Origin of the sequence: Thermosipho ferrireducens, from assembly GCF_017358165.1 — a bacterium.
GTDB lineage: Bacteria > Thermotogota > Thermotogae > Thermotogales > Fervidobacteriaceae > Thermosipho_B > Thermosipho_B ferrireducens.
The window spans coordinates 1,724,103-1,750,503 of the sequence record NZ_CP071446.1 but is presented as its reverse complement, the minus strand read 5'-3'; the positions used below and the strand labels follow the sequence as shown (position 1 = coordinate 1,750,503).

General features: G+C 33.1%; 30 protein-coding genes. 17 read left to right on the top strand and 13 right to left on the bottom strand.

What is annotated here, in order from left to right; genetic code table 11:
• Nucleotide 1 precedes the first annotated feature (1 nt).
• Nucleotides 2-574, bottom strand: coding sequence for a nitroreductase family protein (locus tag JYK00_RS08560; protein WP_207566487.1), 573 nt, complete (start codon nucleotides 572-574; stop codon nucleotides 2-4).
• 131 nt (nucleotides 575-705) lie between these two features.
• On the opposite strand from JYK00_RS08560, the gene JYK00_RS08555 reads away from it, so the two are divergent.
• From JYK00_RS08555 to JYK00_RS08520, 9 genes are all read left to right on the top strand, one after another.
• On the top strand, nucleotides 706-1,023 hold the full coding sequence (locus JYK00_RS08555) for a cupin domain-containing protein (protein WP_207566486.1): 318 nt from the start codon (nucleotides 706-708) through the stop codon (nucleotides 1,021-1,023).
• Nucleotides 1,024-1,473: 450 nt separating this feature from the next.
• Nucleotides 1,474-1,599 carry a DNA-binding protein gene (locus JYK00_RS09800; protein WP_228288152.1) on the top strand — a complete coding sequence of 42 codons (126 nt, stop codon included), beginning with the start codon at nucleotides 1,474-1,476 and terminating at the stop codon, nucleotides 1,597-1,599.
• A 93-nt stretch (nucleotides 1,600-1,692) separates the two neighbouring features.
• Entirely contained in the window at nucleotides 1,693-2,907 is a 1,215-nt protein-coding gene (istA, locus tag JYK00_RS08550; protein ID WP_207566283.1) for an IS21 family transposase, read from the top strand.
• A complete protein-coding gene (istB, locus tag JYK00_RS08545; RefSeq protein ID WP_207566088.1) occupies nucleotides 2,904-3,665 on the top strand; it encodes an IS21-like element helper ATPase IstB in 762 nt (253 codons plus the stop codon). Before istA ends, istB begins: the two co-directional genes overlap by 4 nt.
• A gap of 34 nt (nucleotides 3,666-3,699) precedes the next feature.
• The gene (locus tag JYK00_RS08540; protein ID WP_323128244.1) at nucleotides 3,700-4,029 is read left to right on the top strand and encodes a PPC domain-containing DNA-binding protein; all 330 of its coding nucleotides are present in this window, start codon (nucleotides 3,700-3,702) and stop codon (nucleotides 4,027-4,029) included.
• A gap of 32 nt (nucleotides 4,030-4,061) precedes the next feature.
• Nucleotides 4,062-6,527 (top strand): alpha-amylase family glycosyl hydrolase, encoded by a 2,466-nt coding sequence (locus JYK00_RS08535; RefSeq protein ID WP_207566484.1) that lies wholly within the window; start codon nucleotides 4,062-4,064, stop codon nucleotides 6,525-6,527.
• Nucleotides 6,528-6,820: 293 nt separating this feature from the next.
• Nucleotides 6,821-8,170 (top strand): transglutaminase-like domain-containing protein, encoded by a 1,350-nt coding sequence (locus JYK00_RS08530; RefSeq protein ID WP_207566483.1) that lies wholly within the window; start codon nucleotides 6,821-6,823, stop codon nucleotides 8,168-8,170.
• Entirely contained in the window at nucleotides 8,170-9,201 is a 1,032-nt protein-coding gene (locus JYK00_RS08525; RefSeq protein ID WP_207566482.1) for an L-Ala-D/L-Glu epimerase, read from the top strand. Before JYK00_RS08530 ends, JYK00_RS08525 begins: the two co-directional genes overlap by 1 nt.
• Nucleotides 9,202-9,587: 386 nt before the next feature.
• A complete protein-coding gene (locus JYK00_RS08520) occupies nucleotides 9,588-11,264 on the top strand; it encodes a methyl-accepting chemotaxis protein (protein WP_207566481.1) in 1,677 nt (558 codons plus the stop codon).
• Between the two features lie 84 nt (nucleotides 11,265-11,348).
• On the opposite strand, the gene lpdA is transcribed toward JYK00_RS08520, so the two are convergent.
• Nucleotides 11,349-12,713: a dihydrolipoyl dehydrogenase gene (gene lpdA / locus JYK00_RS08515; protein WP_207566480.1), complete on the bottom strand. Its 1,365-nt coding sequence runs from the start codon at nucleotides 12,711-12,713 to the stop codon at nucleotides 11,349-11,351.
• Nucleotides 12,714-12,936: 223 nt separating this feature from the next.
• On the opposite strand from lpdA, the gene JYK00_RS08510 reads away from it, so the two are divergent.
• From JYK00_RS08510 to JYK00_RS08485, 7 genes are all read left to right on the top strand, one after another.
• The gene (locus JYK00_RS08510) at nucleotides 12,937-13,320 is read left to right on the top strand and encodes a DUF302 domain-containing protein (RefSeq protein ID WP_207566479.1); all 384 of its coding nucleotides are present in this window, start codon (nucleotides 12,937-12,939) and stop codon (nucleotides 13,318-13,320) included.
• 473 nt (nucleotides 13,321-13,793) lie between these two features.
• Nucleotides 13,794-13,919 (top strand): hypothetical protein, encoded by a 126-nt coding sequence (locus JYK00_RS09840; protein ID WP_266097017.1) that lies wholly within the window; start codon nucleotides 13,794-13,796, stop codon nucleotides 13,917-13,919.
• Between the two features lie 39 nt (nucleotides 13,920-13,958).
• Nucleotides 13,959-14,501, top strand: a complete 543-nt coding sequence (locus JYK00_RS08505) for a GNAT family N-acetyltransferase (RefSeq protein WP_207566478.1) — start codon at nucleotides 13,959-13,961, stop codon at nucleotides 14,499-14,501.
• 40 nt (nucleotides 14,502-14,541) lie between these two features.
• Nucleotides 14,542-15,285, top strand: a complete 744-nt coding sequence (locus JYK00_RS08500; protein WP_207566477.1) for a GNAT family N-acetyltransferase — start codon at nucleotides 14,542-14,544, stop codon at nucleotides 15,283-15,285.
• Nucleotides 15,286-15,578: 293 nt separating this feature from the next.
• Nucleotides 15,579-16,211 (top strand): N-glycosylase/DNA lyase, encoded by a 633-nt coding sequence (locus JYK00_RS08495; protein WP_207566476.1) that lies wholly within the window; start codon nucleotides 15,579-15,581, stop codon nucleotides 16,209-16,211.
• 14 nt (nucleotides 16,212-16,225) lie between these two features.
• Entirely contained in the window at nucleotides 16,226-17,008 is a 783-nt protein-coding gene (locus JYK00_RS08490; protein WP_207566475.1) for a Rossmann-like domain-containing protein, read from the top strand.
• 28 nt (nucleotides 17,009-17,036) lie between these two features.
• The gene (locus JYK00_RS08485) at nucleotides 17,037-18,599 is read left to right on the top strand and encodes a diguanylate cyclase (RefSeq protein ID WP_207566474.1); all 1,563 of its coding nucleotides are present in this window, start codon (nucleotides 17,037-17,039) and stop codon (nucleotides 18,597-18,599) included.
• A 117-nt stretch (nucleotides 18,600-18,716) separates the two neighbouring features.
• Here the strand turns inward: JYK00_RS08485 and lepB are convergent, their stop codons facing one another.
• From lepB to JYK00_RS08435, 10 genes are all read right to left on the bottom strand, one after another.
• Nucleotides 18,717-19,580 carry a signal peptidase I gene (lepB, locus tag JYK00_RS08480; RefSeq protein ID WP_207566473.1) on the bottom strand — a complete coding sequence of 288 codons (864 nt, stop codon included), beginning with the start codon at nucleotides 19,578-19,580 and terminating at the stop codon, nucleotides 18,717-18,719.
• Nucleotides 19,581-19,585: 5 nt separating this feature from the next.
• On the bottom strand, nucleotides 19,586-19,933 hold the full coding sequence (gene rplS, locus JYK00_RS08475; protein WP_207566472.1) for a 50S ribosomal protein L19: 348 nt from the start codon (nucleotides 19,931-19,933) through the stop codon (nucleotides 19,586-19,588).
• A gap of 14 nt (nucleotides 19,934-19,947) precedes the next feature.
• The gene (locus JYK00_RS08470) at nucleotides 19,948-20,514 is read right to left on the bottom strand and encodes an RNA methyltransferase (protein ID WP_207566471.1); all 567 of its coding nucleotides are present in this window, start codon (nucleotides 20,512-20,514) and stop codon (nucleotides 19,948-19,950) included.
• A complete protein-coding gene (gene trmD / locus JYK00_RS08465) occupies nucleotides 20,504-21,244 on the bottom strand; it encodes a tRNA (guanosine(37)-N1)-methyltransferase TrmD (protein ID WP_207566470.1) in 741 nt (246 codons plus the stop codon). Before trmD ends, JYK00_RS08470 begins: the two co-directional genes overlap by 11 nt.
• Complete coding sequence (gene rimM / locus JYK00_RS08460; protein ID WP_207566469.1) at nucleotides 21,241-21,774, bottom strand: ribosome maturation factor RimM; 534 nt, start codon at nucleotides 21,772-21,774, stop codon at nucleotides 21,241-21,243. The genes trmD and rimM overlap by 4 nt, the downstream gene beginning before the upstream one ends.
• Nucleotides 21,771-21,995, bottom strand: coding sequence for a KH domain-containing protein (locus tag JYK00_RS08455; protein ID WP_207566468.1), 225 nt, complete (start codon nucleotides 21,993-21,995; stop codon nucleotides 21,771-21,773). The genes rimM and JYK00_RS08455 overlap by 4 nt, the downstream gene beginning before the upstream one ends.
• Nucleotides 21,995-22,276, bottom strand: coding sequence for a 30S ribosomal protein S16 (gene rpsP, locus JYK00_RS08450; RefSeq protein ID WP_207566467.1), 282 nt, complete (start codon nucleotides 22,274-22,276; stop codon nucleotides 21,995-21,997). The genes JYK00_RS08455 and rpsP overlap by 1 nt, the downstream gene beginning before the upstream one ends.
• Nucleotides 22,277-22,311: 35 nt before the next feature.
• On the bottom strand, nucleotides 22,312-23,619 hold the full coding sequence (ffh, locus tag JYK00_RS08445; protein ID WP_207566466.1) for a signal recognition particle protein: 1,308 nt from the start codon (nucleotides 23,617-23,619) through the stop codon (nucleotides 22,312-22,314).
• 194 nt (nucleotides 23,620-23,813) lie between these two features.
• The gene (gene sfsA / locus JYK00_RS08440; RefSeq protein WP_207566465.1) at nucleotides 23,814-24,518 is read right to left on the bottom strand and encodes a DNA/RNA nuclease SfsA; all 705 of its coding nucleotides are present in this window, start codon (nucleotides 24,516-24,518) and stop codon (nucleotides 23,814-23,816) included.
• Between the two features lie 12 nt (nucleotides 24,519-24,530).
• Nucleotides 24,531-25,010 (bottom strand): ferritin family protein, encoded by a 480-nt coding sequence (locus tag JYK00_RS08435; protein ID WP_207566464.1) that lies wholly within the window; start codon nucleotides 25,008-25,010, stop codon nucleotides 24,531-24,533.
• 413 nt (nucleotides 25,011-25,423) lie between these two features.
• Between JYK00_RS08435 and JYK00_RS08430 the strand changes: the two genes are divergently transcribed.
• Complete coding sequence (locus JYK00_RS08430; protein WP_228288150.1) at nucleotides 25,424-25,945, top strand: NUDIX domain-containing protein; 522 nt, start codon at nucleotides 25,424-25,426, stop codon at nucleotides 25,943-25,945.
• Between the two features lie 6 nt (nucleotides 25,946-25,951).
• On the opposite strand, the gene JYK00_RS08425 is transcribed toward JYK00_RS08430, so the two are convergent.
• Nucleotides 25,952-26,398 (bottom strand): hypothetical protein, encoded by a 447-nt coding sequence (locus JYK00_RS08425; RefSeq protein ID WP_207566462.1) that lies wholly within the window; start codon nucleotides 26,396-26,398, stop codon nucleotides 25,952-25,954.
• Between the last annotated feature and the right edge of the window lie 3 nt (nucleotides 26,399-26,401).

Here is a 26,401-nt window from a genome sequence, read left to right as displayed (position 1 = left end):
ATTATTCACCTCCAACAAAGTTATCAAAAAAGATAATTTCATTAACATTTTTTCTTTTACATTTTTTTTTGTTATCTGCTGAATATCCTACTGGTAATATAACTTCAAGTTTGTATTCTGCTGGTGTATTTAAAATTTTTGAAATTTCTTTCGGATCTGAAGGAGTATATGTTACTGTGGATAATCCCTTTTCTTCAAGAGCTAATAAAATATAGCCTATAGAGATCCATAGCGATTCTTTTGCAAATGGAGCTTTTATATATGAAAATGCTGCGATAAGGTATGGAGCTTGTGTCAAAAATTCTTTTTTCCAGTTAATATTGTTCTTTAAAAGAAACTCTTTGAGTGGTCCTTTCGCAGTTTGATAAAAACTTTTTTCATTTCTTTCGCATATTTCTCTAATTTTTCGCTTTAGTTTTTCATTTCTAATAATAACAAAAATCCATGGCTGAGAGTTCATTCCAGATGGCGCTTCTTTTGCGCATTCAATAGCGTATATCAAATCTTCGATTGGAGGGTTATCTTTTTTAAACTTTCTGATAGTTTTTCTATTTTTTGCAAGCTCAAAAATCACTGTATCACCACCTTTCAAATATAGTTTACTATCTTTTCACAGTTTATCCAAATAGTATTCGATAAATTTTGTAACAAAAGTTATATTGTTAAAGACTAAATAAAAGTTATAATTAAACTGGAGGTGAGAAAATGATAAATGTTTATTCTTACAGGGGTAAAGAACCAATTTTAAGTAATGAAAAAGTCGTTGGTACGAGGTTTTTTGAGAATGATTCTATTCAAATGGTTCACATAAAATTGAAACCTGAAGCTCTTTTGCATGCTCACAAGAGCGATGTTGATGCAATACTTTATGTTTTATCCGGGATTGTAGAGGTGGAAATTAATGGTGAACTTGCAAGATTAGAAAAAAATGAAATGATTGAATTTCCTAAAAATATTTTGCACAGTGTAAAAAATGTTGGTAGTGATGAAGCAGAGGTGCTTGTGATAAAGATACTTGGATAATATTGCCACCTCTTACTGATTATAAAGTTTTTCGCCTTTCAGTTCCTCGGAATGACATCTTTTTTCTCTGTCATTCCGATTCTTTTTACTAACCTTGCAAAATCCTTCATCACTACATTCCTCAGAACAAGCCTCGCCAACTCTCGCTAATCTCGCCAAATCCTTCGCACTTCGTGCTCAGGACAGGCCTTGCCAATTATAAGATTCCTCACCCTTCGGGTTCGGAATGACACCCTTCTTCTTGTCATCCCGAGGAATGAAATGACGAGGGGGATGTCATCCTGAGGAACGAAGTGACGAAGGATCTTCTCCTTATTGTCATTCCGAACGAATGTGAGGGATCTTGTCTTTTTACCAACTCTCGCTAACCTCGCCAATCTCGCCAGATTTACAATATGTATGTTATATTATATTTTAGTGATGTAAAAATATTTTAGAGAGGGTGAGAGAATGGTTTATACATTTAAAGATAATATCCTTTTTGTAAGATTTGATGATGGAGAGGATTTCTTTGAAACGCTGGTAAAGGTTTTAAAAGAAGTTGATTTAAAATCTGGAGTTGTAATGAGTGTGTAAATGGTAAAATACAAATGGACAAAAAGAGGAAAATAAAAATGCACAAAAATGTACATAAATGGTATCCTTCCTTTGGGAGGAGGGATACCAAAGATGGAGAAAATCAAACAACATTTGCAAATGTTAAGGGGGATGAATTTGAAACCTAACTTTTCTGAACTAGCAAGGATATATGGGATAGATAGAAGAACTGTAAAGAAGTATTGGGAAGGTTATCAGGGAAAGCCTAAAACTAGAAACAAACCCAGTAAGCTGGATAAATATTTTGAAAAAATAGCGATGTTAATGTCAATTAAAGGAATTACAATTAGAGCGGCATATGAAAGATTGAGAGATGAAGAAGGAGATGTAATTGGAACATATTCGAACTTTAGGAAATATGTAAAAAGGAAGGGGTTGAGAGCTGAGAAGAATTCTAAAGGACATCCGAGGTTTGAAACTTTACCTGGTATTCAAGCTCAAGTGGATTGGAAAGAAAATATGAGATTACATTCAAAAAGTGGTGAAGAATTTGTAGTAAATGTATTTAATTACAAATTGGGATATTCAAGATACTGTTACTTTGAATACAGACAAAGCAAAACACAACAAGATATTTTTGAATGTTTAATCAACGCATTTAAAGCTACAGGTGGTGTTCCTCAAGAAATACTATTCGACAATATGAAATCTGTTGTAGATATTACCGAAAACGGTAGAAAAATAAACAACAAGATGAAAGCTTTTGCGAAAGATTTTGGGTTTAAAATTAAATTATGTAAGCCAAAGCACTCATATACCAAAGGGAAAGTAGAATCAGCAAATAAATTTTTAAATTGGTTATTAGCATATAATTACGCTTTTGAAAGTGAGGAAGAATTAAAGGATATAATCAGAAGGATAAATAAAAAAGTCAACACACGAATAAATCAAGCAACTAATGTTCCACCACTGTTGTTGTTTCAAAAAGAAAAGGAGTATTTATTCCCACTACCAAAAAGACATATCATTGAATCATATGTAGATTATTCTGTCAAAGTTAAAGTCCAAAAAGATTCATTGATATACTACAAAGGGAATAAATACTCCGTTCCACCAGAATACATAGGAAAAATAGTTAATTTAAAAATCAATGAGAACTACATCTATGTGTATTATATCACAGAGTTAATAGCAGTACACGAAATAACAGGTAAAAAAATTAATTATCTTAATAACCATTATATGGCATTAATGAGAAAGCATATAAAAAGCGGCGAAGAATTAAAAGAAGTATGTGAGAATAATTTAAAAAATCTGGATAAATTCTTGCAGGAGGGAAATGTATGAATGTTTATATAAAATTACAAAACAATCTGGAAGAATTGAATCTGGTAAATATGAAAAATAATCTGGATAAATATATAACCCTTATAAATAATGAAGAAAAAAGCATAGTAGAAGCATTATATGAATTAAGTGAATTAGAGTTAAAAGCAAAGAGAAAAAGAGCTATTGCTTCAATGGTAAAAGTTGCTAATTTTCCTTTTTTGAAAGGAATAGAAGATTTTGACTTTGATTTTCAACCTGGAATAAATAAACAACAAATCTTAGATTTAAAAAGCTTAAGATTTGTGGAAAATAATGAAAATATATTATTTGTAGGTACTCCAGGAGTTGGTAAAACGCATCTTGCTGTTTCATTGGGAATTGAATGTGCAAAACATAGATACTCAACATATTTTATACATTTTCAAGAATTAATAGCTCAATTGAAAAAGGCTTTAAAAGAAAATAGATTAGAAGTAAGACTAAAACATTTTGCAAAATACAAAGTATTAATAATAGATGAAATAGGATATTTACCAATAGATAAAGATGGTGCAAATATATTCTTCCAGTTAATCTCAAAAAGATATGAAAAACATTCAACGATAATAACAACCAATACACCGTTTTCAGAGTGGAGTGAAATATTTGGATCCCCTGTCCTGGCTCAAGCAATCCTGGATAGACTACTGCATCATTCCCACGTAATTTCAATTAAAGGTGAATCATATAGATTAAAGGAAAAACTCGAATTTTTCTCTAATTCTTCTAAGCAATAATACTTTTTTTGTCCATTATTATTTTCCCTTTTTTATGCATTTTTATCTTGACTTTTACATGAGTGGTATAGGTATGATGAGAGAATTTAATCTTGGGTGGTTTAACGTTAATACAAAAGAATATGAGAAAGATTTTTTCAAGGAACCATATGAGCTATTAACTATGAGTGGAAACATTTCTTTGAAAGACAATGGAATTTTTCCACATATTCATGTTTCATTTTCAGGATATGATAAAAAAGTAATAGGAGGGCATCTGTTCAGTGGTACCGTTTGCAATACAGTGGAACTGTTCATAGAAAAATTAAATATAGAACTTTACAGAAAGCAAGGCGAATATTTTAGGCCGTTGATTTTCAAATAATAAGTTTTACTTTTTATCAGGAGGTGGTCTTTATGAAAAAATTTTTGTTTTTGGTGATTCTGTTACTTTTAACTGCAATTATCTTTGGTAATTGGCAGGACAAGGTACTATATTTTATAATGATTGATAGGTTTAACGATGGAAACGTTTCTAACAATGATCAGGGGATGAATGAGTATAATCCAGGGGATGGGGCAAAATACAGTGGAGGTGATTTAGAAGGAATATTGCAGAAGCTGGAATATATAAAGGGAATGGGGTTTGATGGAATCTGGATTACTCCGCCAGTTGCGAACCAGTGGTGGGATCCCTGGGTACATTATGGGGGATATCACGGATATTGGGCGCGTGATTTTAAAAAAGTAGATGAACATTTTGGAGATTTAGAAATTTATAAAAAGCTTTCAGAGGAATTACATAGAAATAATATGGTCTTGATTCAAGACATTGTGGTTAATCATGTGGGAAATTATTTTAGGTTTAAGAATGGAAAATTTGAGTTGAATACTGGAAGTGTTCCCACAAATGCTCCAACTCAATACCCTTTTAATTTAAATGATTATACCAAACCCGAAGTGAGAAAGAAAGCAATTTATCACTGGACACCTGATATTAATGACTTTTCGGATAAAAATCAAAAACTTAATTATCAACTTTCCGGTCTTGATGATTTAAATACAGAAAATCCTGAGGTAAGAAAAGCTTTAAAAGATTCTTATAAATACTGGATTAAACAGGTAGGAGTAGATGGATTTAGAGTTGATACCGCAATGTATGTACCAAAAGATTTCTGGAAAGATTTCTTTTTAAGTAAAGATGGAATATATGCACAAAAAGATAATTTTATTTCTTTTGGAGAAGTCTGGTTGACGTCAAAACCAATGGATGACTCTGCGGAAAAGGAAATAGAAACGTACTTTGATACAGGCTTTAATGCTATGCTCGATTTTCCGTTGAATGAAGAAATAAAGAGGGTAATAAAAGGAGGACAACCGACACAATACCTTGCATATAGAATTGAACGCAGAAATGAAACTTTAAAAAAAGGGTTGTTGGTAACATTTATAGATAATCATGATATGGAGCGTTTTGGTAAAGGAACAATTCCCGTAGTTACAAAGATGGCTTTAACGGTTTTAATGACGTTACCAGGAATGCCTGTTGTGTATTATGGAACGGAGCAATATTTTGAAGAGACAAGAGCTTCCATGTTTGAAAACGGATGGGGTTCAGGAGGAATAAACCATTTTGATAAAACCAGTGATATGTACAAATTTATTTCTGAACTGATATCGTTTAGAAAAAAACATACAGCAACAAGATATGGAAAAGTAAAAGCATTGATTTACGAAGAACGTGGAGCAGGTGTTTTAGCATATTCTTTAGAAGATGATAATGAAAAACTTGTTGTTGTATTAAACACAGCTGAAGATGTAAAAATCGCCAAAATAAAGACAGAATTTGAAGCCGGTACAGTGCTAACTCCAATATTCAATGTGAAAGGAAAAACAACAAAACTTGTTGTAAAAGGAAACGGAGAATTGATTACTACTATACCTGGAAAAAGTGTAACAGTGTATGAAGTTTCAAATGAAAAAAGATCTGTAAGAACGAGTAATCTGTTTGTGAAAGTCAATTTAAAAGATGGAATGTCAATAGATGATAAATTTGTTTTAACTGGAGAAACAAATGCAAAATATGTTTATATATATCTTGATAGAAAGTATAATAACAAAATAAAATTAGAGGTAAAGGATGGAAAATTTGAATATGTTATAGATCCATTGCGATTTGATCCCGGAAAGCATATTCTGCTCATAAAAGCCAGAGGAAAGTCTTTGAAAGACGTACTTTACACTGATGAGATAAGTTTTTTAGTAAGTCTTGAAGTAAGAGATTTAGCATTTGTCATTGACCCAAAAGATGATGATCATGGGCCAAAGGGGACATATGTGTATCCTACCGATCCGACTTTTAAGAGGCAAATGGATATACTGGGAGCCAGAGTTCAGGCGATAGGTCCTACATTGGTAATTTATATAAAGCCAAGGGAAATAACAAAAAGCTGGAGTCCAATACATGGTTTTGATCACGTAACATATCAAATATTTCTGGATAACCCTGAAAAAGAAGGTGCCAAATACTTACCATTTCAGAATTATAAAATAGATGATTGGGATTACGAAATATTTGTAACTGGATGGTCATCCGCTTTATATTCAGCAAAGAATGCAGATAAAAATCAATTCGGTACACAAGTAGGTTCTCCAGAATTGATTGTTGAAGATGGCTGGATAAAGATAATAGTTAAAGGAGATAATCTTGGAAATCCTGAAGATTATTCTGGATGGAAAATATACATAACAAGCTGGGATTATGATGGAGTAGAATCCAGGTTTAGACCGATATCTAAAGAACCAAAAGCGTACGTTTTTGGTGGGGGAAATAATACTGATCCATATATTATGGATGATCTCTGGATAGAAATTCAGGAATAATTTTTTGCTATTTTTTCACAGTCAGGTTGAACTTAAAAGTGCTAAGCAAGTTCTGTATATTAATAATTGTAAGTTGAGAATTTTCTATGTATTTAAATGGGATCTTCGCCATGGAGGATCCCATTTTTTCAACTTCTCATAAAACTCTGCAATAATCTCGTATCCTGTTATATTTTCCCCTGTATGTTGAATAGTGGGTTTAAAAATATTTTTGTTTTAATTATAACATCTGGTATAATATAGTTAATATAATTCGCTTACCGAACTAATATCAAAAAAAGGGGGGATAATATATGGAATTTCTAACGGTAAATCTACCCGAAAATATTTTGAGAGAAGAAAGTTCAGGAAATTTTGGAAAAGCGTTAAGGCTAATAGATAAAATGCTCAAAAAAAATTTACCAGAGTTGCTGAAAAATCGCTTGTTGTTTGAAAAAGAACGTATCAACCGGCTCTTAATAGATTATCCACATACTTTGGAAGATGCAATTAAAATAGCCAGGGATAAGATTAGAGGTTTTACCGAAGTTGATTTTGAGAGATTATTGTATGAAGGAGAACTTGATTATATTTACGTTGATGGACAACTGCGATTTGAAAAGCGATTTGCAGAAAATATAGGATTTGCATTGGAAAATTATAGAAAACAAGTTGTGGTAAAAAAGGAAGTTGAACAATCAAGAAGGCTGTTAAACAACAGATTGAAAGCTTTACTTAAGGGTGGAAAACCAAAACAATATAAAGTTCGTGCAAGAATTAATGTATTTCCTGATTACAATGAAATTTCTGGTAAGACAATAAAAGTATGGTTGCCTATTCCAAAAGATGGCTTCCAAATATCAAATGCAAAAGTAATTTCTACGAGTCATAAAAATTATAAGATATCACCTGAAACATCTCCTCAGAAAACTATTTATTTTGAAGATAAACTAAAATCCAGAAAAGAATTTTATGTGGAATTTGAGTATGAAATAAGAGAATGGATTAACAAAGTAGAGTCTGAGAAAGTAAAAGAAGATATTCCAGAATCTGTCGAAAAATATTTAGTTGAAAAACCACCTCACATTGTTTTTACGCCATACCTTAAACATCTTACAGGTGAAATAATCAAAAATGAAAAGAATCCATATGTAAAAGCAAAATTGATATATGATTGGATCACTTTAAATGTTAGCTATTCTTATGTTCGACCATATGCGACTTACGAAACAATTCCAGAATTTGTCGCGACAAATTTAAAAGGAGATTGTGGCTTTCAAGCATTGTTATTTATTACAATGTGCAGGATCGCTGGTATCCCTGCAAGATGGCAATCGGGATGGTTTATAAACAAATATCTTGCTTCTCCGCATGATTGGGCATTGTTTTATATAAATCCTTACGGGTGGTTGCCAGCAGATTTATCCTTTGGTGGGGCAAGAAAACAATATGCTAAAATGAGAAATTTTTATTTTGGAAATCTTGATGGTTTTCGAATGGTTGCTAACGTTGAGCTTATGGAACCATTTTATCCTGAAAAGAAATTCTGGCGTTCAGATCCGTATGATAATCAAGTGGGTGAGATTGAAACGGAATACGAAAATATTTATTATGACAAATTTAGTTACTCTATAAAAATACAAAATTTTTCGGAGGTGAAATAATGAGCAAGATTGTGAATGTGGAATTTAAATTAAGAACTTACGAATATTATAAACCTTTCCATATTACAGGAAGCATTTCAGAAAGTTCCACTAACATAGAGGTAGTTATAGAAACTGATGCAGGTGTTAAGGGATATGGTGAGATATCTCCTTCATTCAGGGTTAATGGTGAAAAGGTTGAAGCGCTTTATAAACTTGAAGAAGCGGTAAAAGAAAGTATTATTGGGATGGATGTAAAAGAATATAGAAAAATATTCGAAGTACTTGACAGATTTTTTTCAACACCCAGTGTAAAAGCGGGAGTACAGTACGCAGTGCTTGACGCATTTTCAGAAGAAATTGAAACTCCTGTGTATTATCTTCTTGGTGGGTTAAAAGAAGAAATCGAAACAGATAGAACAGTTGGAATGGATACTATCGAAAACATGGTAAAAGAAGCTAAGAAAATTTTTTCAGAAGGGTTTAATGTAATCAAAATCAAAGTGGGAGAAAATTTGAGAAAAGATATAGAAGTGGTCGGAGAAATAGCGAAAGAAACTAAAGGAGCAAAATACATAGTGGATGCTAACATGGGATATACTCCAAAGCAGGCAATAGAATTTGCAAGAGTGCTTTACAGAAGAGGAATTGACATCTCGGTTTTTGAACAACCTGTCGTGGCAAGTGATATTGAAGGATTAAAATATATCAGGTTTAATTCAACGTATCCTGTTGCAGCTGATGAAAGCGCAAGAAGTAAATATGATGTTTATAGATTAATAAAGGAAGAGGCTGTGGATTTTATTAACATAAAACTTATGAAATCAGGTATATCAGATGCTCTTGCAATTATTGAAATGACAAAGACAGCAAATCTCCAGCTTATGATAGGATGTATGGGAGAATCAAGTCTGGGTATAAATCAAAGTGTTAATATTGCACTTGGAACAGGAGCATTTGTATTTCACGATCTTGATTCGCATTTAATGTTAAAAGAAAATGCATTTCGCGGAAAATTTAAGCAGGAAAATGCTAAAATCAAAATTTTGTGATTTTGAGGCAGAATTTTTGAACGTATCTGTTATTTTTTACTAAACTCGTTAACCCTCGCTAATCATAAGATTCCTCGTCGCATCTGCTCCTCGGAATGACATTTTCTTTCTTGTCATCCTGAATGAAAGGAACGTCATCCTGAGGAACGAAGTGACGAAGGATCTTCTCCTTATTGTCATTCCGAACGAATGTGAAGAATCTTGTCTTTTTGCCAACCTCGCCAACTCTCGCTAACTCTCGTAAGCTCCTTCGCATTTCGTGCTCAGGACAAGCCTTGCTAATCCTCGCCATCTCTTTTGTTAGGACTATGGATAATTATGTGACAATTATTTTTTCATTGTGTGATATAATTGTAAAAGAATGTGAAAATACAGGGAGGGATAGTATGAAACATTTAATGACAAAATTATTAATACCACTTGTTGTACTTGGGATATTTATCCTTTCAATTTATTTAACCACTTTATATATTACAAATTTACAAAAAGATGACGCGTTAATTGTTAATTTAGCCGGAAGGCAAAGAATGCTTACTCAAAAGATGTCAAAAGAGTCAATGATGCTCAACATGGGATTTAAAAATTACAAACAAAAGCTTGAAAATACGGTAAAAGTGTTTGATATTACTTTGAAAGGATTAAAAGACGGGGGTAAAGTACCTCTTGATCTTGAAATGAAGACCTGGGCTACTCTTCCCGCAAATGTTTATGATGATGTTAAAGTGCAGTTAGAAAAAGTTATAAAACTCTGGGAGCCATTAAAAAAAGCTGTGGAAGAAGTAATAAAAACTAACGGGAAAGACTACAATGCAATAAAATATATCGAGTCTAATAATGAGCTTCTTCTTTCAGAGATGAACAAAGCGGTAGGTTTGCTTCAAGACCATGCAGAGAAAAAAGTATATTTAACAAAATTGATCCAGTTGATCTTTACATTAATAGGTGCAGCGATCGTAGCATTTTCAATAATCGCTATTAGAAGAGGTGTGTATAAGCCAGTTAAAAATTTACTTGATATTGTTAATGAACTTGCAGGTGGTGGAGGAGATCTTACAAGACGCCTTCCTGTGGCTACAAAAGATGAAATAGGCAAGCTTGCTGAAGGGTTTAATTTATTTTTGAACCAACTTCAGGAAATCATTACAAAATTAAAAGAAAATTCCAGAATGCTTTACGATACAGTGGCTAATATTACTGAAGATGCCAATAAATTAGATGAAAAAGCTGTTTATCTTAAAGAAGTTACAGACAAAATTACTGATAATATTCAATCAATTGGAGAAACAGCTTCAAGTATTGACACAAATGTTCAACAGGTGGCCCAGCTTGCTGTATCTGTTGCTGATTCTGCTACTGATCTTTCTAATGCAATGACCCAGATAATGAATTCTTCAAAAGATGGTATACAGGCTATAGATAATATTGTCGTTGAGGCTGTGAAAGTAAATAAAGAAGCTGAAAATATGGCGCAAAAAGTTAACCTTCTGGAGCAATCTGTTGGGGCAATAAACAAAATTCTGGATACTATTAACAATGTTGCAGAGCAAACAAATCTGCTTGCATTGAACGCTGCCATAGAAGCTGCCCGAGCTGGCGAAGCCGGTAAAGGCTTTGCAGTTGTTGCTGAAGAAATCAGAAAATTGGCAGAAGAAACGAAAAAATCTACTGAAGAAATAGGTGTAACTCTTAAGGAAATCACAACCAGTTCCAAAGAAACAGCAGAAGCGTCAAAACACGTTTCAGAATCCTTCTCGGCGTTTATCCAGGATATGAAGACAGTCAAAACTACTTTTGATAATATAGGAAAACAGGTGGAAGATGTGACAAGACGAACGGAGGATCTCGCAGCGGCTTCTGAAGAACAGAGCGCTTCTGCCCAGGAAATGTCAGCAAGTGTTCAGGATATAACGAAGCAAATTCAAAGTGCAGCTAAATTAATGGTTGAAACAAACGTGAGTATTAACGTACAAACGGAACATATTTCAAAACTTAAACAACAAATAGAAAATGTGAAAAAGGTTTCTGAACTTCTTGAAGCTAAAGCGGAGAAGTTTAAAGTGTAAAATACGTTTATTTGAAAAATAAAAGTGGGGTGTATTTATTTGAAAACACCCCACTTATTATTATTATTTATGGAGGTTTATTGTTCAAATATGTATTGCGAGATTTTCGATTCCCTCAAAAGCTCCTAACAAGGTTTCAGTTAATGTCGGGTGAGGATGTATGGAATCAGCTAACTGTTCAGCCGTTAATCCATATTTTATAGCTATAACGCCTTCCATTATCATATCTGTTGCAGATGGAGAAACTATGGTTAATCCAAGAATTTTCCCCGTTTCTTTATGAGCTATTACTTTTGCAAAGCCGATCCGTTCTTCCATTGTTCTTGCACGTCCGTTTGCTGAGACGGGGAATTTAAATATTTTTATTTCTTCCTGGTTTACAACATCTTTTTCCTTTAAACCCACAGAAGCTACTTCTGGATTTGAAAAGATTATAGATGGTACTGCTGTGTAATCCATTTCTTTCTTATCGCCAGCTATATTATGTGCTGCAACTATTCCTTCATACATAGCAACGTGTGCAAGCATGATCTGTCCTCTTATATCGCCTATAGCATAAATATTATCTATGCTTGTTTTCAATGTTTTGTCTGTTACAATACCTCTTTCTATTTTAAGACCTAACGCTTTAACATCATCAGGTATGTTTGGTTTTCTACCTACAGCGACCAATACTTTTTTAGCTGTGATAGTTTCCTCTTTATTCTCACCTGTTGTTTTTAAAACATACTCGTTGTTGTTGAAGCTTATTTTTTCAACTTTTGTTTTCTCGAGTATTTTTACTTTATTTTTTTTGAGAGCCTTTTTTATTTCTTCTGATACGTCCTTGTCTTCGTAAGGTAAAATATGTTCTGCAATTTCAACTATGGTTACATTAACTCCAAGGGCAGAGAAAAATGTCGCAAACTCAATACCTATGACGCCTCCTCCGATTATAGCTATACTTTCGGGGAGTTCAGTCATTTTAAACACATCATCACTTGTCCATATGTTGGGAACAGTGTCAAAAGGAGGAAAAATTGTTGGAATGGAACCATGAGCAAGCACTATATTTCTTCCTTCAATAATTCTATTTTCATTTTCGATTAAAACGTGTGTGGTATCTTTTATGATAGCTTTTCCATAATACAGATCCACGTTATTCTTTTTTAATAAATATTCTATTCCCTTTCTGGACATAGTAACGGATTTTGACATGTGTTTCATGATTCCGGAGAGGTCGAAACCTACATTCTCAACATTTATACCAAATTTCTTTGCTTTTTCTTTTATATCTGTGTACAAATGAGCAGCTGTTAAAATAGCTTTTGTGGGTATACACCCTACATTTGTGCACGTTCCTCCAATAAGACTTTTTTCTATTAAGGCGACTTTTTTACCAAGCTGGGAAAGTCTTATAGCGCTCACATAACCTCCAGGACCTCCACCGATAATTATTGCATCGTACACATAAATCCCTCCCCTCCAATACTGTCGAAGTAATTATAACTTATTTAATAAAAAATTGCGAGGATTATCGAGCCTATCTATATTTAGTAAAAACGATTTTTTTAACGTTAGTTGAAAACAAATACATAAATTTATAGATTGTGAACTTGTTTTTATTGGTGTTTTTGTGGTAAAATAAATATAACCGGGGGTAGGGGGGTTAAAAACGAAAGGAGTGATTTGCATGAAATACGCAATCTTAAAAGAAACTGAGTACGGATTCGACGAAGCTATTGCAAAAATTACAGACTCATTGAAAAAAGAAGGTTTTGGTATTTTAACCCGCATAGATATTGATGAAAAGTTTAAAGAAAAACTTGGAATTGACTTTAAAAAATATGCAATTCTTGGCGCGTGTAATCCACAAAATGCATATAAGGCTCTTACCGAAGAAGAAACTATTGGATTGCTTTTGCCCTGTAATATTGTAGTATATGAAAAAGGTGATAAAACAGTTGTGGCTGCGATAAAACCGACAGCTGCAATGATGGTAAGTGATAATGCAAAGGTGGCTGAAATAGCAAAAGAAATTGAGAAAAAACTTGAAACTGCTGTTGAAAATGTTTAAAAATTTTAAGATTAATATTATTATGCTAAAAAGGCCACACAAAATGTGGCCTTTTTTATTTGGTGTAAACATTAAATAATCTAATAGTAACGTTCAAAGTGTTGACAAAAGAAAAACTCTATGGGAGAATACTAACATATTAATTTAAATTATCCGATATATTAAAAGTTTTTAATGGTGAAATGAGAAAAGGAGGGGTAAGAATGACAGTAGATACAAAGATAATAAAGGAAATTAAATATAAACTATACGGCATCTTTCCGCGGTTAATAAGAGAAGAGTATAATAATTACTATTTAAGCAGTTAAGATAGAAAGACCTTGAATATATGTGAAGTCGCGGCAGATGCCGCGACTTTTTTTATTTCCTCATCCAAAAAAATATTACTATCTAAAAAATATTTTTAGTTATTGACAAAAATATTTGGTATATGATATAATAATTTTGGTTTCAGTTAACGGGGAGGTGTTATCATGTTAGGGATAAGATTTGTGTTGAGTGTTATAAAAAAGATGTTGAAGGCAGGAAAAGTAAAAGTTGTTTTAGAGGTTTTGAAAAGTTCTCAGGAATCCATGAATGATTTTTGGGTGATCAGATAGCTAAATTAAACGTAATTGAAATTATTTGGGGGTGATAAAATGTTAAAAGGTAAACTTGTAAGGTTAAGAGCATATAGTAAGGATGATCTGGAAAAAGTTTTGGAGTATATTAACGATTCTGAAGTGAAAAAGTGTTTGACGCCTGGTATTCCTTTTCCTTTTAGAAAAGAAGATGAAGAAAAATGGTATCAAAATCTTAATCCTTTTAGCGAGAAGTCGTATTCATTTGCAATAGAAACTTTGAGTGATGGGGAATACATAGGTGGGTGTGGAATTAATAATGTTTATTGGAAAAATTCTGTAGCAACTGTAGGCATTTTCCTTGGAAAACCATTCTGGAACAAAGGTTATGGAACAGATGCAATGAGAGTACTTGTAAATTTTATTTTCAATGAAATGAATATAAACAAAGTCAGACTTGATGTTTACAGTTTTAACAAAAGAGCAATAAAGTCATACGAAAAAGTTGGGTTTAAAGTAGAAGGTATTTTGAGGGAAGAAATTTTTCGTGAAGGTAAATATCATGATATATTCGTTATGGGAATTTTGAGAAATGAATGGAAGAAAATTAACAAAGCTTGATAAGAGAACATGAAAAATATTGCTCAGGGAGAAGATAACTATGGAATTTAAAGAAGATAACGGAAAACTTTATGTGATTGAAGACGAAGAGATAGTGTTGCATGTAGGAAAGTGGAAAAAGCATGAAAGGTTCTGTGGAGGAAGAGTTGTTGAAAAAAAGTTTCATGATTTTTCAAAATTTCTGAAAAGATTTTCCAGGGAATTTAAAAAAGTTTATCCAGAACATTCGCTTATTTTAAATTTTGAACAAAAGATTAATTATGAATCCAATTCAAGTGATTACATTATTCTGGATAGAATATTTATGTCCATTAAACTTGGAAACTTATTTGAAGAACCTGAAGAAAACTTCGTGCCATTAAGATTTGAAAAGTTAGAAAGTTATGCGAATGAGATATACGAAGCGATACCGTGGTATGACAAATTGTTAATGGGTGTGAAAAATCCTTACGAATTAAACGAGTTTTTTGAAGAAGTGGATAGAGGAAATTATGGATATGTGCTAAAAGAACTATCGTTTCAACTGGAAAATCCGTTTAGAGGATTTATTTTTACTCTTGAGGAAAACGATTCTGGTATTCTTATAGGGGATGTGGTTGTTTTACCTGAGTTCAGAAGACAGGGGTTGGGGACAAAATTAATAAAAAAGGTGTTATATACAGCACAAAAGAAGGGGTATAAAGAAGCTTTTTTGTTTGTAACGGACGATAATTTTGCAAAAAGACTTTACAGGAAAGTTGGTTTTGAAGAAATTGATGTGACATCGCTTTTGATAATACGTTGATACTATAAGATGTTTCCTGAAAGCGGATTACTAAAAATCGAGAAAACTTTTTGTAGAATATTTTTTGGTTAATAAAAGCTTATATAGAAAAGATTTTAGTCTTTTTTATTTTATAAAGTAAGTTTTGAGAGCTTAAATGGGGGAAACAAGGGGGATAGGTATTTGTCCACATTTTGCCATATGCAAATTTAGGTGGAAAATATATTCGATTAAAGTAATTTAAATATCATATTTTTCTTTATTTTGTAATTTCTCCTCATGATATAATTGTTTCACAGAGGAGTGATAAATTCATGGATGGTGTTGGATTATTTTCTCAGGAAATAGAGTCCATCTTTGATAAAGCGAAACCATTAGTGGAAGAGCGATGGGCTGAGTTTGAAATTCTGGGAAAAAAAGGTAGCGAAGAGGATTTGTTTTTAGAGCTTTCTTTTTGCGTGTTGACGGCAAATTGGACTGCCAGGGGCGGGATCAAAGCTCAAAAAGAAATAGGTTCCGGGTTTATAAGGTTCTCAGAAGAAGAACTTGAAGAGGCATTAAGAAAGGTAGGACATCGGTTTCCAAAAGCAAGAGCAAAATACATTGTAGAAAATAGATGGATTATTGGAAAATTACGAAAAATAATCAATTTGCCTTTATTTGAAGCAAGAGAGTTTTTGGTTAAGAATGTTATGGGAATTGGCTGGAAAGAAGCTTCTCATTTTCTGAGAAATGCAGGATTTTGTGATATTGCTATACTTGATAAGCATATTTTAAAGCTTATGAAAAAATTTAGATTGATAAATGAAATTCCTAAAGGATGGAGTAAAAAAAAGTATTTGATGTACGAAGAGAAATTGAGGGGTGTATCTAATAAGCTGGGTGAGTGTTTGGGAAAGCTTGATTTATATCTCTGGTATTATGTAAAAGGACAGGTAGATAAATAAAGGGAGGGAAACAGGTGAGTACGATTTCCGAAAAACTTTTAAAAAAAGCTCAGGAATATCTTGAAAACGAAACAATTGAGGATTTCATTGTAGGTATAGGAATCACTGCGGTAAAACTTAGTGATGGAAGGACTGGAATAGGCTTTACAAACAAACAGGATACTCTTGGAAGATGTGAGGAATTTTACAAATGCACAGGAGTTGAAGGAAATCCTCAAAGTAAAGTAGAAGTTGGAATGAAAGCTATAGATTTGCTTAAAATAGGATTGTTCTCTGGCGATCCTTTATTGAGATCAGTAGCTTATGCCTGTGTTAATGCTGTATTTTCAGTTGAAGAAATAGAAAAGCATTATATAAAAGGTGATATAAGTGAATATCTTTCAGTAACAATGGACGATATTGTAGGAATGGTAGGTGAAATAACACCATTAGTCACCTCATGGAAGATGAAAGTATGGGATCTCTTAATTTTTGATCGGAATAGGAAGGACGATACAGTCTTTCCGGATTGGGCTATAGTTGATTTATTGCCAAAGTGCAACGTGGTAGTTATTACAGGCTCTTCAGTGGTGAATGGCACAATAGATTGGGTGTTAAATTACGTAAAAACTGATAGGGTGGCTATTGTAGGACCTTCAACTCCTCTCGTTCATGGGGTGTTTCCAGTAAAAATACTTGCAGGTATGAAAGTAGTAGATTCAGAGAAAGTTTTTAAACTTATTGCACGAGGGGCAGGTACAAAGAAATTAGTTGCAGAGAAAGCTATAGAAAAAGTAAATTTGATAAGCGAGTTTTAAGATATTTCATTTTGAATTGGGTGAAAAAATGAAACTCAGGATATGGTTACCAGCTTTAATAGGAATAATTTTGTTTTTAATGTTTGTGTCTTATATTTTTTTGTATATCATTCCAGGAATGAAAAATATAGCATTTCAAGAACTACTTGAGAGAACAAAAGTAGAACTGCAAATAGCAACGAAAATAGTGGATGATTATTACAGACGTTACAAATCAGGGGAACTTTCAAAACAACGAGCAATGGAGATGGCTATATCAGAAATAGAAAAGCTTCGGTATGGTTACGAAAACCGTGATTATTTCTGGATAGTGAATTTAAATGGAGAATTGATAGCTCATCCATATTATACTTCTTTGAAAAACAAGCCACTGGAGGAGATAAATGATCCCGTTGCGCGTTCTACGATAAGTGAGATTGTTGAAGCAGCTAAAAATGGTGAAACTTTTGTAGAGTATAGATGGTATGTGTATGAGACAAAACTTGTTGAAGAAAAGATAAGTGCAATTGAAGTGTTTAAACCGTGGGACTGGATTATAGGAACAGGTGTATATGAGTATTATATGAAAAACAGATTCAAGGAGTTAACATCTACCATTTTTAGGTTTACCATTACATTTTTTGTAGGGAGTTTTATTTTGCTTGGAATACTTATATTTTTTACAGGAAAAGCAGAGGCAGAAAGAAAAGAAATGGTTTTGAGAATAGAAAATGAAAGAAAACAGCTGGAGACGCTTGTTTTATCACTTCCACAGCCAGTGGCGTTAAAAAATTCTCAACTTAAATATATTTATATTAATGATGCGTTTTCAATGTTTGCAGGGAAAGTTCGTGGGGAGATAATAGGTTACAAAGATTCAGAAATTTTTAAAGAAAAAGATTATATAGAAAAAAGCATAAAAGCTGATGAAAAAGCGCTCAAAACTGGTAACAGCGTATATTTTGAGTATTGCGTTAACTTTTCCGGCGAAAATAAATGGTACGGAGAGTGGAGAATTCCTGTTGTGGGTGAAACAGAAAAATTTAAAAGCATAATTTGTATAATCAATGAAATTACAAAGTATAGAAAAGAAACGATACTCTGGCAGGAAAAAGCTGAACTCGATGAATTAACGAAACTTGCAAATAGAACTTTTTTGAAAAGATTGCTAAAAGAATTTGATGAAGTAAAATTTCTGACAGGTAAAAAATTAGCGGTTTTGATGGCGGATCTTGATGGGTTTAAAAAGGTTAATGATACTTATGGGCATTTAATCGGAGATAAAGTTCTTGAGATTGTAGCTAAGAGACTGAAAGAATCAGTGAGAAAAGATACAATTTTGATCAGGTATGGGGGAGACGAATTTTTAATTATAATTCCAGAAATAGATAAAGAAGAAGAGGCTTTAATGGTTGCAAAACGTATTCGTGAAAATGTAAACAGGGCAATGAAAGTGGAAGGAAAGGTTTTAGAACTTGGTATATGTATAGGAATTTCAATATATCCAGATGATGGTATAACCCTTTCAAAATTAATAGACCAAGCAGACAAATTGTTATATGAAGCAAAACTGCGTGGAAAAAATCAAGTAGGATATAAAACTATAAGTTAAAAAGGTTTACAAATACAATCTGAAAAGAGGGTAAGACAGGCATTAATAACAAAGTTAAAAACCTGGCTTGTTGTCACCAAAGCCAGGTTTTTGACTTTATAAGAAATTATTTTGATTTTAATTGTTATTTATCAAAGGTTGAACTGGTCCGAATTTTTTCAGGGGCCATATTCTGAGTATGGGTCTTCCTATGACAGCTTCTTTTGGAACAAAACCGAAAAATCTGCTATCAAGGCTTTCAGAAGAGTTGTCTCCCATAAAAAAGTAAAATCCTTTTGGGATTTTTACATAAACCTGTCCATCTTTTTCCCAGACGTAATCGGAAATATTGATATCTTTCAAATATTTATCCACATATTCATGATAGGGGATACCGTAAGGTACTGGATCTAATCCTCCGATTATTCCAAAGACAAGATTTGCCAGACGGCTGCCTTTCTTTAAGCTAAGGGTGTAAAGATAATTTTTGTATTTTGCAGGATTTTTTCTGAGTCTACTGGCCTCATCTAAATATTTCCAGAAATCTGGATATTTAAATATTCCATCAAGCTGGTAACTTACGTTTTTTAAGTTCTCTGGTATTTTACCATTGACAAATAATTTCCATTTTCCATTGATTAATTTTAAAGTTAATACGTCTCCCTCTTTTCCAACCAGTCGTTTTACATATTTCACATGACCTCTAAATTCCTTTGGTGAAAAAACATCCATAAATTTGTCAAAAGGCCTGAGCATTCTTTCGGCCCGTTCATCGCGGAAAGGTGTCCAGAAGACAACTATTTCACCAATTTCAGGTTCTCTTGCTTGATAGGTGATTTTTTCAATAAAAAGACGGTCCCCGATATTTATCGTAGGTATCATGGAACCTGTGGGGACCAGCATGGTTTCGAAGACAAATAGCCTTACTATGGTTGCCGCGACTATTGCATAAAGAAAGGTTTTAACAGTTTCCCAGATTATTTCTTTAGGAGATTTTTTCATCTATTTTACCTTCTCTCTTTAATTTTCACCTTTCCGCGAATATTTCTTATGTAATAAAGTTTTGCTCTTCTCACTTTACCTCGCCTTACAACTTCTATTTTTTGGATAACTGGAGCGTAAAGCGGGAAAATTCTCTCAACGCCGACACCAGCTGCGCCGATTCTTCTTACAGTGAATGTTTTGCTGATACCTGAGCCTCTTTTTGAAATTACAATTCCTTCAAATGCCTGTATTCTTTCTTTGTTTCCTTCTTTGAATTTTACGTAAACTCTTACAGTATCGCCGGGCCTGAAATCAGGTACTTCTTTGAACTGATCCTTTTCTATGATTCTGACAAGGTTGTCCATACTCATGTTAGTTCCCTCCTTTATATATTTTCTCCTATTAATCTGTCAAGGATTATAGCAACAGCAGCGCGCACAGATAAATGGTTAAAATCACTTTTTCCCCGTACAGGTTCTAACGCATAATCACATTTTGATAATATTTCATCTGGCATTCCCCAACCTGTGCCGAATAAAATTAACACAGGTTTTTTAGTTTCGAGAATAATCTCTTTCCCTTTTTCAAACGTAATTGTATTATCTCGCCATTTTGCGGAAGTGAACATTATAATGGGATGTTCACCTTCGTTTTTAACAATTTCATCAATTACATCCTCATAATAAGATTTTAATTCAACCAGAGACAATGCTTCGGATCTACTTGGATTATACTGTGCACCAAAATCTTCACGCCAGTAGTGAAGAACTTTTTTTACAATATCCTGCTGAGCTGGTAAATTTGTAACCACGAAATACTTTTTGATTTTATATGTACGACTTGTTCTTGCAATGTCATGAATGTCAAGGTTTGTAACCGCTGTAGATATTATTTTTCCGTCTCTTCCAAGGATAGGATAGTGGATTAGTGCAACATATATTTTATTGAGCATTTTTAATCAACTCCCTGAATAATTCTAACAAGGCTTTTTTGTCTGTGATATCAAATTCTTTCTTTAAAAACAAATCTGGACGTTTTTCAATAGTTTTTTTTAAGGCCATTTTTCTTCTCCATAATTCTATTTTACTGTGATTACCGGAGAATAACACTTCCGGAACTTTTAATCCTCTAAAATTTCTCGGACGAGTATAATGTGGATGATCAAGAATATCATTATAGAAAGAATCATTTTTTACTGACTCTTCATCCACAGTTCCTGGAACAAACCTTGAAAGTGCATCCAGTATTACCATTGCAGGAAGTTCTCCACCAGTTAATACATAGTCTCCGATTGATATTTCTTTATCAACTATTTGCATTATGCGTTCGTCTACACCCTCGTATCTACCGCAAATGATTACTATATTTTTCTGGACGCTTAATTCTTTTAAAACATTGTTGTTTAGAGTCTCTCCTTGAGGAGAGGTTAATATAATATATGGTTTACTGTGTTTTTTGACGTACTCATCGTAAAATCTATAAAAAGGTTCCACTTTCATTACCATTCCCGGACCGCCACCATAGGGATAATCATCGACTGTTTTGTGTTTATCAGTAGTATAATCCCTTAGATTGAATATTTCGATATCTATTACTCGATTTTTTACAGCCTGTGCGATTACTCCATATTCTTTAATGACTTTTACCATTTCTGGAAAAATCGTCAGTACCCCTATTTTCAATCCAACCACTCCGGGAGTTTAATTTTTATTAACTTTTCTTTTTTATCAATGCTTTTTACGTATTCCTCAGTTACAGGTATTAAAATTTCCTCTTTTTCATTTTTTACAACAAACACATCGTTGCTTCCTGTTTGAAGAATTTCCTCTACAATACCCACTTCTTTTTCATTTTCGTCAAATACCTTACAGCCAATAATTTCATAAAAATAATATTCGTTTTCCTTTATTTCTGGGAGCTCTTTTTCATCAATATAAATTTTGCTTCCTGAAAGGGCTTTTGCGTTTTCTATGTTATTTATGCCTTCAAGCTTTATGAGGTAAAATTTGTTGGCCTTTCTTATTGAAGTTATTTTTGCAACAAAGAACTTTTTTTGTTTTTCGTTGTATAAAACTACTTCTTTTAAATTTTCTATAATTTCAAGAACGTTAGTAAATGGATGTAGCTTTAGTTCTCCATTGAGCCCATGAGTTTTACCTATAATTCCGACGGCTATTTTTTCACTCAAGAGCTCCTGAAGGGTTTTAATCATCTTACCACCTTCAGAATGAAATTACTTTCATCACTAACAGATGACAACAATATTTTAATTGACTTGATAGTTCTTCCATCTTTTCCAATGACCTGTCCTACGTCTTCAGAATTGACAGAAATTTCGAAAACCTTTTTTCCATCTTCAGTGAATTCCATAACAACAACCTCGTTGGGATGTTTCACAATTCCCTTGAGTATGTACTCAAGGAGCTCCTTCATTAATTATCCTCCTTCTTTTGTCTCTTTAATTCGTCAACTTTTGAAAACACGCCCACTTTACTTAATAATTTTCTAACGGTTTCACTTGGCTGTGCACCTTTCAATATCCACTCTACCGCTTTTTCAACGTTTACTTCAAGAATGTAAGGATCTTTAATAGGATTGTAATACCCCAGGCTTTCTATATAGGCACCATCTCTCCTCTTTTTTTGATCTACAACTACGATTCTGTAAAAGGGTTGCTTTTTCTTTCCCATACGTGTAAGTCGAATCCTTACCACACTAACACCTCCGGTTTTAATTTATTATGGAATAGTTAAAATTTTAATCCCCTGATTCCAAAAGGCAATTTTCCCTTCTTAAACATTTTCATCATTTTCTTCATATCTTCATAATTTTTGAGAAGTTTGTTTATATCTTGAACGGTTGTTCCACTTCCGGTTGCTATTCGTTTTTTTCTACTTGCGTTAAGTATTTTTGGGTTATTCCGTTCTTCTGGAGTCATAGAATTAATTATAGCTTCGATTCTTTTTAGTTCTTTTTCGCCTGCTACAACGTCTACTTTGGGAGCCCCTGGTAACATTTCAACTATCTTTGACAGAGAACCCAATTTTTTAATTTCTTTGATTTGCTCGCGAAAATCTTCCAGAGTGAATTCTGCCCTTATGAATTTAGAACCCAATTTTTTAATTTTTTCCTGATCGAGTTCTTTTTCAGCTTTTTCAATAAGGGTTAATACATCTCCAAGCCCGAGAATTCTTCCGGCGATTCTATCTGGATAAAATTCTTCAAAATCTTCTATTTTTTCGCCTACACCTATAAATTTAACAGGTTTATTTGTAACATATCTTATTGAAAGTATTACACCACCGCGAGCATCTCCATCCATCTTGGTTATAACGAAACCTGAAACATCTAATCTTTGATTAAAAGTTTTAGCAGAGTTTACAGCATCCTGCCCTGCCATAGCATCCACTACAAAAAGGATTTCGTCAGGGTTTGTTAAGGATTTAATTTCTTCAAGCTCTTTCATCATTTCATCGTCTATATGTAGTCGTCCAGCTGTATCGAGTATAACTACGTCGTATCCACTATTTTTAACAGATTCAACGGCTTTTTTGACGATTTTTACTGGATTTTTTCGATCACCGGTAAAAACAGGTACGCTTATTTTGTTCCCAAGGGTTATAAGTTGATCAATAGCGGCCGGTCTGTACGTATCTGCTGCAATAAGAATAGGATTTTTGCCTTTTCTTTTTAAAAAGTTAGCTAATTTTGCTACAGTTGTGGTTTTACCGCTACCCTGTAAACCAACTAACATTATGTACGATGGGTTGTGAACAATCTTCAGAGGAGCTTTTTCTCCCATGATTTTTATAAGCTCATCTTTTACTATTTTTATAAACATTTGATCTGGTGTTAATGAGCGAAGAACCTCTTCACCTAAAGCAATTCTCTTTACATCTTCGATGAATTTTTTGACAACTTTATAATTTACATCTGCTTCAAGAAGCGAAAGTTTAACAATTTTTATAGCTTCTTGAATGTTTTTTTCTGTTATTTTCCCTTTTCCAGATAATACTTTAAATGCTCGGGAAAGTTTTTCCTGAAGCCCTTCAAACAAAACTTTCACCTACCTTTAGTTACTAAATTAAGTATATTATAAAGGACGCAAAAATCAATTAAAAATACTTCACATTTGAAAAGATGTGGGAAAATTTAGGTTACTAAAAAGTTACCAAAATTGTTTCGTGTTACTTAACTTATCGGATATTCGTAAATAAATAGTAACATAATGAGGTGAGTTATAATCATAGATTATAAACAAAGAGGCAGGAAGGTTTTAAACATAAGATTCTGGGTTTTAATCTGATATTCCAGTTGAATTGCGTACACTTCTATTCCATTATCTAATGCATTAACAAATGTTTCTGCAAATCTTCTGTCAGTTTCGATGTTGGGTTTAAAGCATCTGGCTGGAGCAAAAATTAGTATTAAAAGAGCTGCTGAAAACCCTGAAGATTTAGCATGTATAAGTTCTTCAATATGCTTGGTTCCTCGTCTGGTAGGAGCGTCTGGAAAAAGAGCTATTTTGTCTCTGGAAAGTGTACACCCTTTAACTTCTATCCAGATCTTTTTACTGTCTGTTTCAACATAAAAATCCAACCTACTGTTTCCAAACATCTGTTCAGCTTTTACAAATTTTATTTTTTTTAAAGGTGAAATTTTTGGGGAGTTTAAAATGTATTCAGCTATTTTTCTATGATATGATGAATTTACAATTATCCAGTTTTTTTCTTTAACTGCAGCAACCAGGTCATATTTTGTTTTTCTTTTAGAATTGTTAATATGTTTTACAACTACATAATTTCCCGGAAATAAAAGTTCCTGAAGTCTTCCAGGATCATGAATATGCACTAATTCTTCTTTGTTATTAATGCTTACTACTCCCACAAATTTATTTAACCTTTTTATGAAAGTTCCCCTGTAATCATATGGAATATGTAAAATTTTCTCAGACATATATTATCGAAACTAAATTTTACTTCCTTCACTGAACATGTCAAAACTGTCATAATCCCTTAATTTTTCAACAAGAGTGTTTAAGTGTCTTTTTTCTTCGTTTATGACATTTTCCAGTGCCTCTTTATCTGGAACAAGGGCTTTTATTTCTGTGTAAAACAATATAGAATCTTTTTCAACATCAATCGCCTTTTTCACTGCATCTTTGAAATGTTCTGGAATTTCTGTATTTTCAAGTTTTGAAAGAATCAATTCTTCAGCATAAGCTGTGGCATATCCAGTTACTTCTTCATAAAACCAATCATTTTGATTGCTTTCTCCATAGTTTTTCAATAATTCTTCAAACTTTTTTGCATGTTCTCTTTCCTGAATAGCAAGCTCTTCAAACAACTTTTTTATTTCACCTGTTGCATTTGATGCTAATCTGGAGTAATAAGAGTATCCCATTCCTTCAATTTTTAACGCTATACCTAATAATTCATTTACCGTCATGATTTCACCCCCCCGAAAATTCAATAATAAACCAGTTTTTTACTTATTTTGCCTGTAAATATTTTATCATTTTATACATTCAAATTGCAAATAGTAGATTTAATTGAACCTCTGTCATGAATCTGGCGAGTGTTAGCATTTCCTTTTTTGTCATTCCGAGGAGCGTATGCGACGAGGAATCTTGTAATTAGCGAGGTTAGCGAGTGTTAGTAAAATAAGATCCTTCGCTGCGCTCAGGATGACAAAAAAGTAAGATCCCTCGTCACTTCGTTCCTCGGGATGACATTCTTTTTTTGTCATTCCGAACCCGAAGGGTGAGGAATCTTCTATTTGGCGAGGTTAGCGAGGTTGGTAAAATGTAAATGGTAAAATTAATATACGCAACTATTAAAAACTTAAAAGGAGGAGGTAGCTTGAAACCTATAAATAATATTAAAGAGCTGCAAAAATCATTAAGACAGAAACTTGCAGTTATTTGTTACGCCGTGAACGAGTTTGATGAGGTTTTACTTTTAGAAAGGAAAAAAGAACCTTTTGCCGGAAAATTAGTCCCACCTGGTGGGAAAGTTGAACCAGGCGAAAAAGTTTACTCAGCTGTTTTTAGAGAGTTTTTTGAAGAGACTGGTTTAAAACTTAATTCCCCAGAAATTAAAGTAGTCACCACAGAAATTGGACCTGAACATTATAACTGGATTTTGTTTATTTTTAAAGATAAAATAAAAAAAGATAGAGTAAATCATTCAGCCGAAGGTGAATTGCGGTGGGTAAAACGTTCCAGATTGAATAATGAAAATTTATCAGATATCGACAAAAAAATCATTCCATACATTTTTGAAAAGAAAGGAGTGTACCTTTTTGAAATAGAATATAACACAGATAAAGAAGCTACAATTACGAGTATAGAAAGATGCAAATTGGATATTTTATCTTTGTAAACTCTTTCAAAATTCAAAATCTATTTTCTCAGCTTCTATTGCTGCTTCCATTATAATATCTATGTAATTTTTCCAGAATTTTGCAGCTTCCTCTGTGGTAAGGTGAGGTAAGCAGATGCCATCTTTTTTAGGTTCAAGTAACAAACAACCCGATGGCCTGTGTGATGGATCAAGTTCACAACCATCTGGTGTGAGAAATGAACATTCACCGGATAATCTGTGGTCAAACAGCCAACCTTCAAAACCTTTTATGGCAGGCCTTATAAAGTACATATCTTTTTTTCTATCTATCCAGTCTATTGCCCATTTCCCTGATTTAAAAGCCTTTACAAGCTCATTGTAAAATGTTTCTTTGTTTATATTTGCTCCAAAATCTTCTGGAAGTGTAACGCCTGGGAAATATTTGCAACATTTGCCTTTGCAATTTTTACATAATTTGTCGTTTATATACAATGT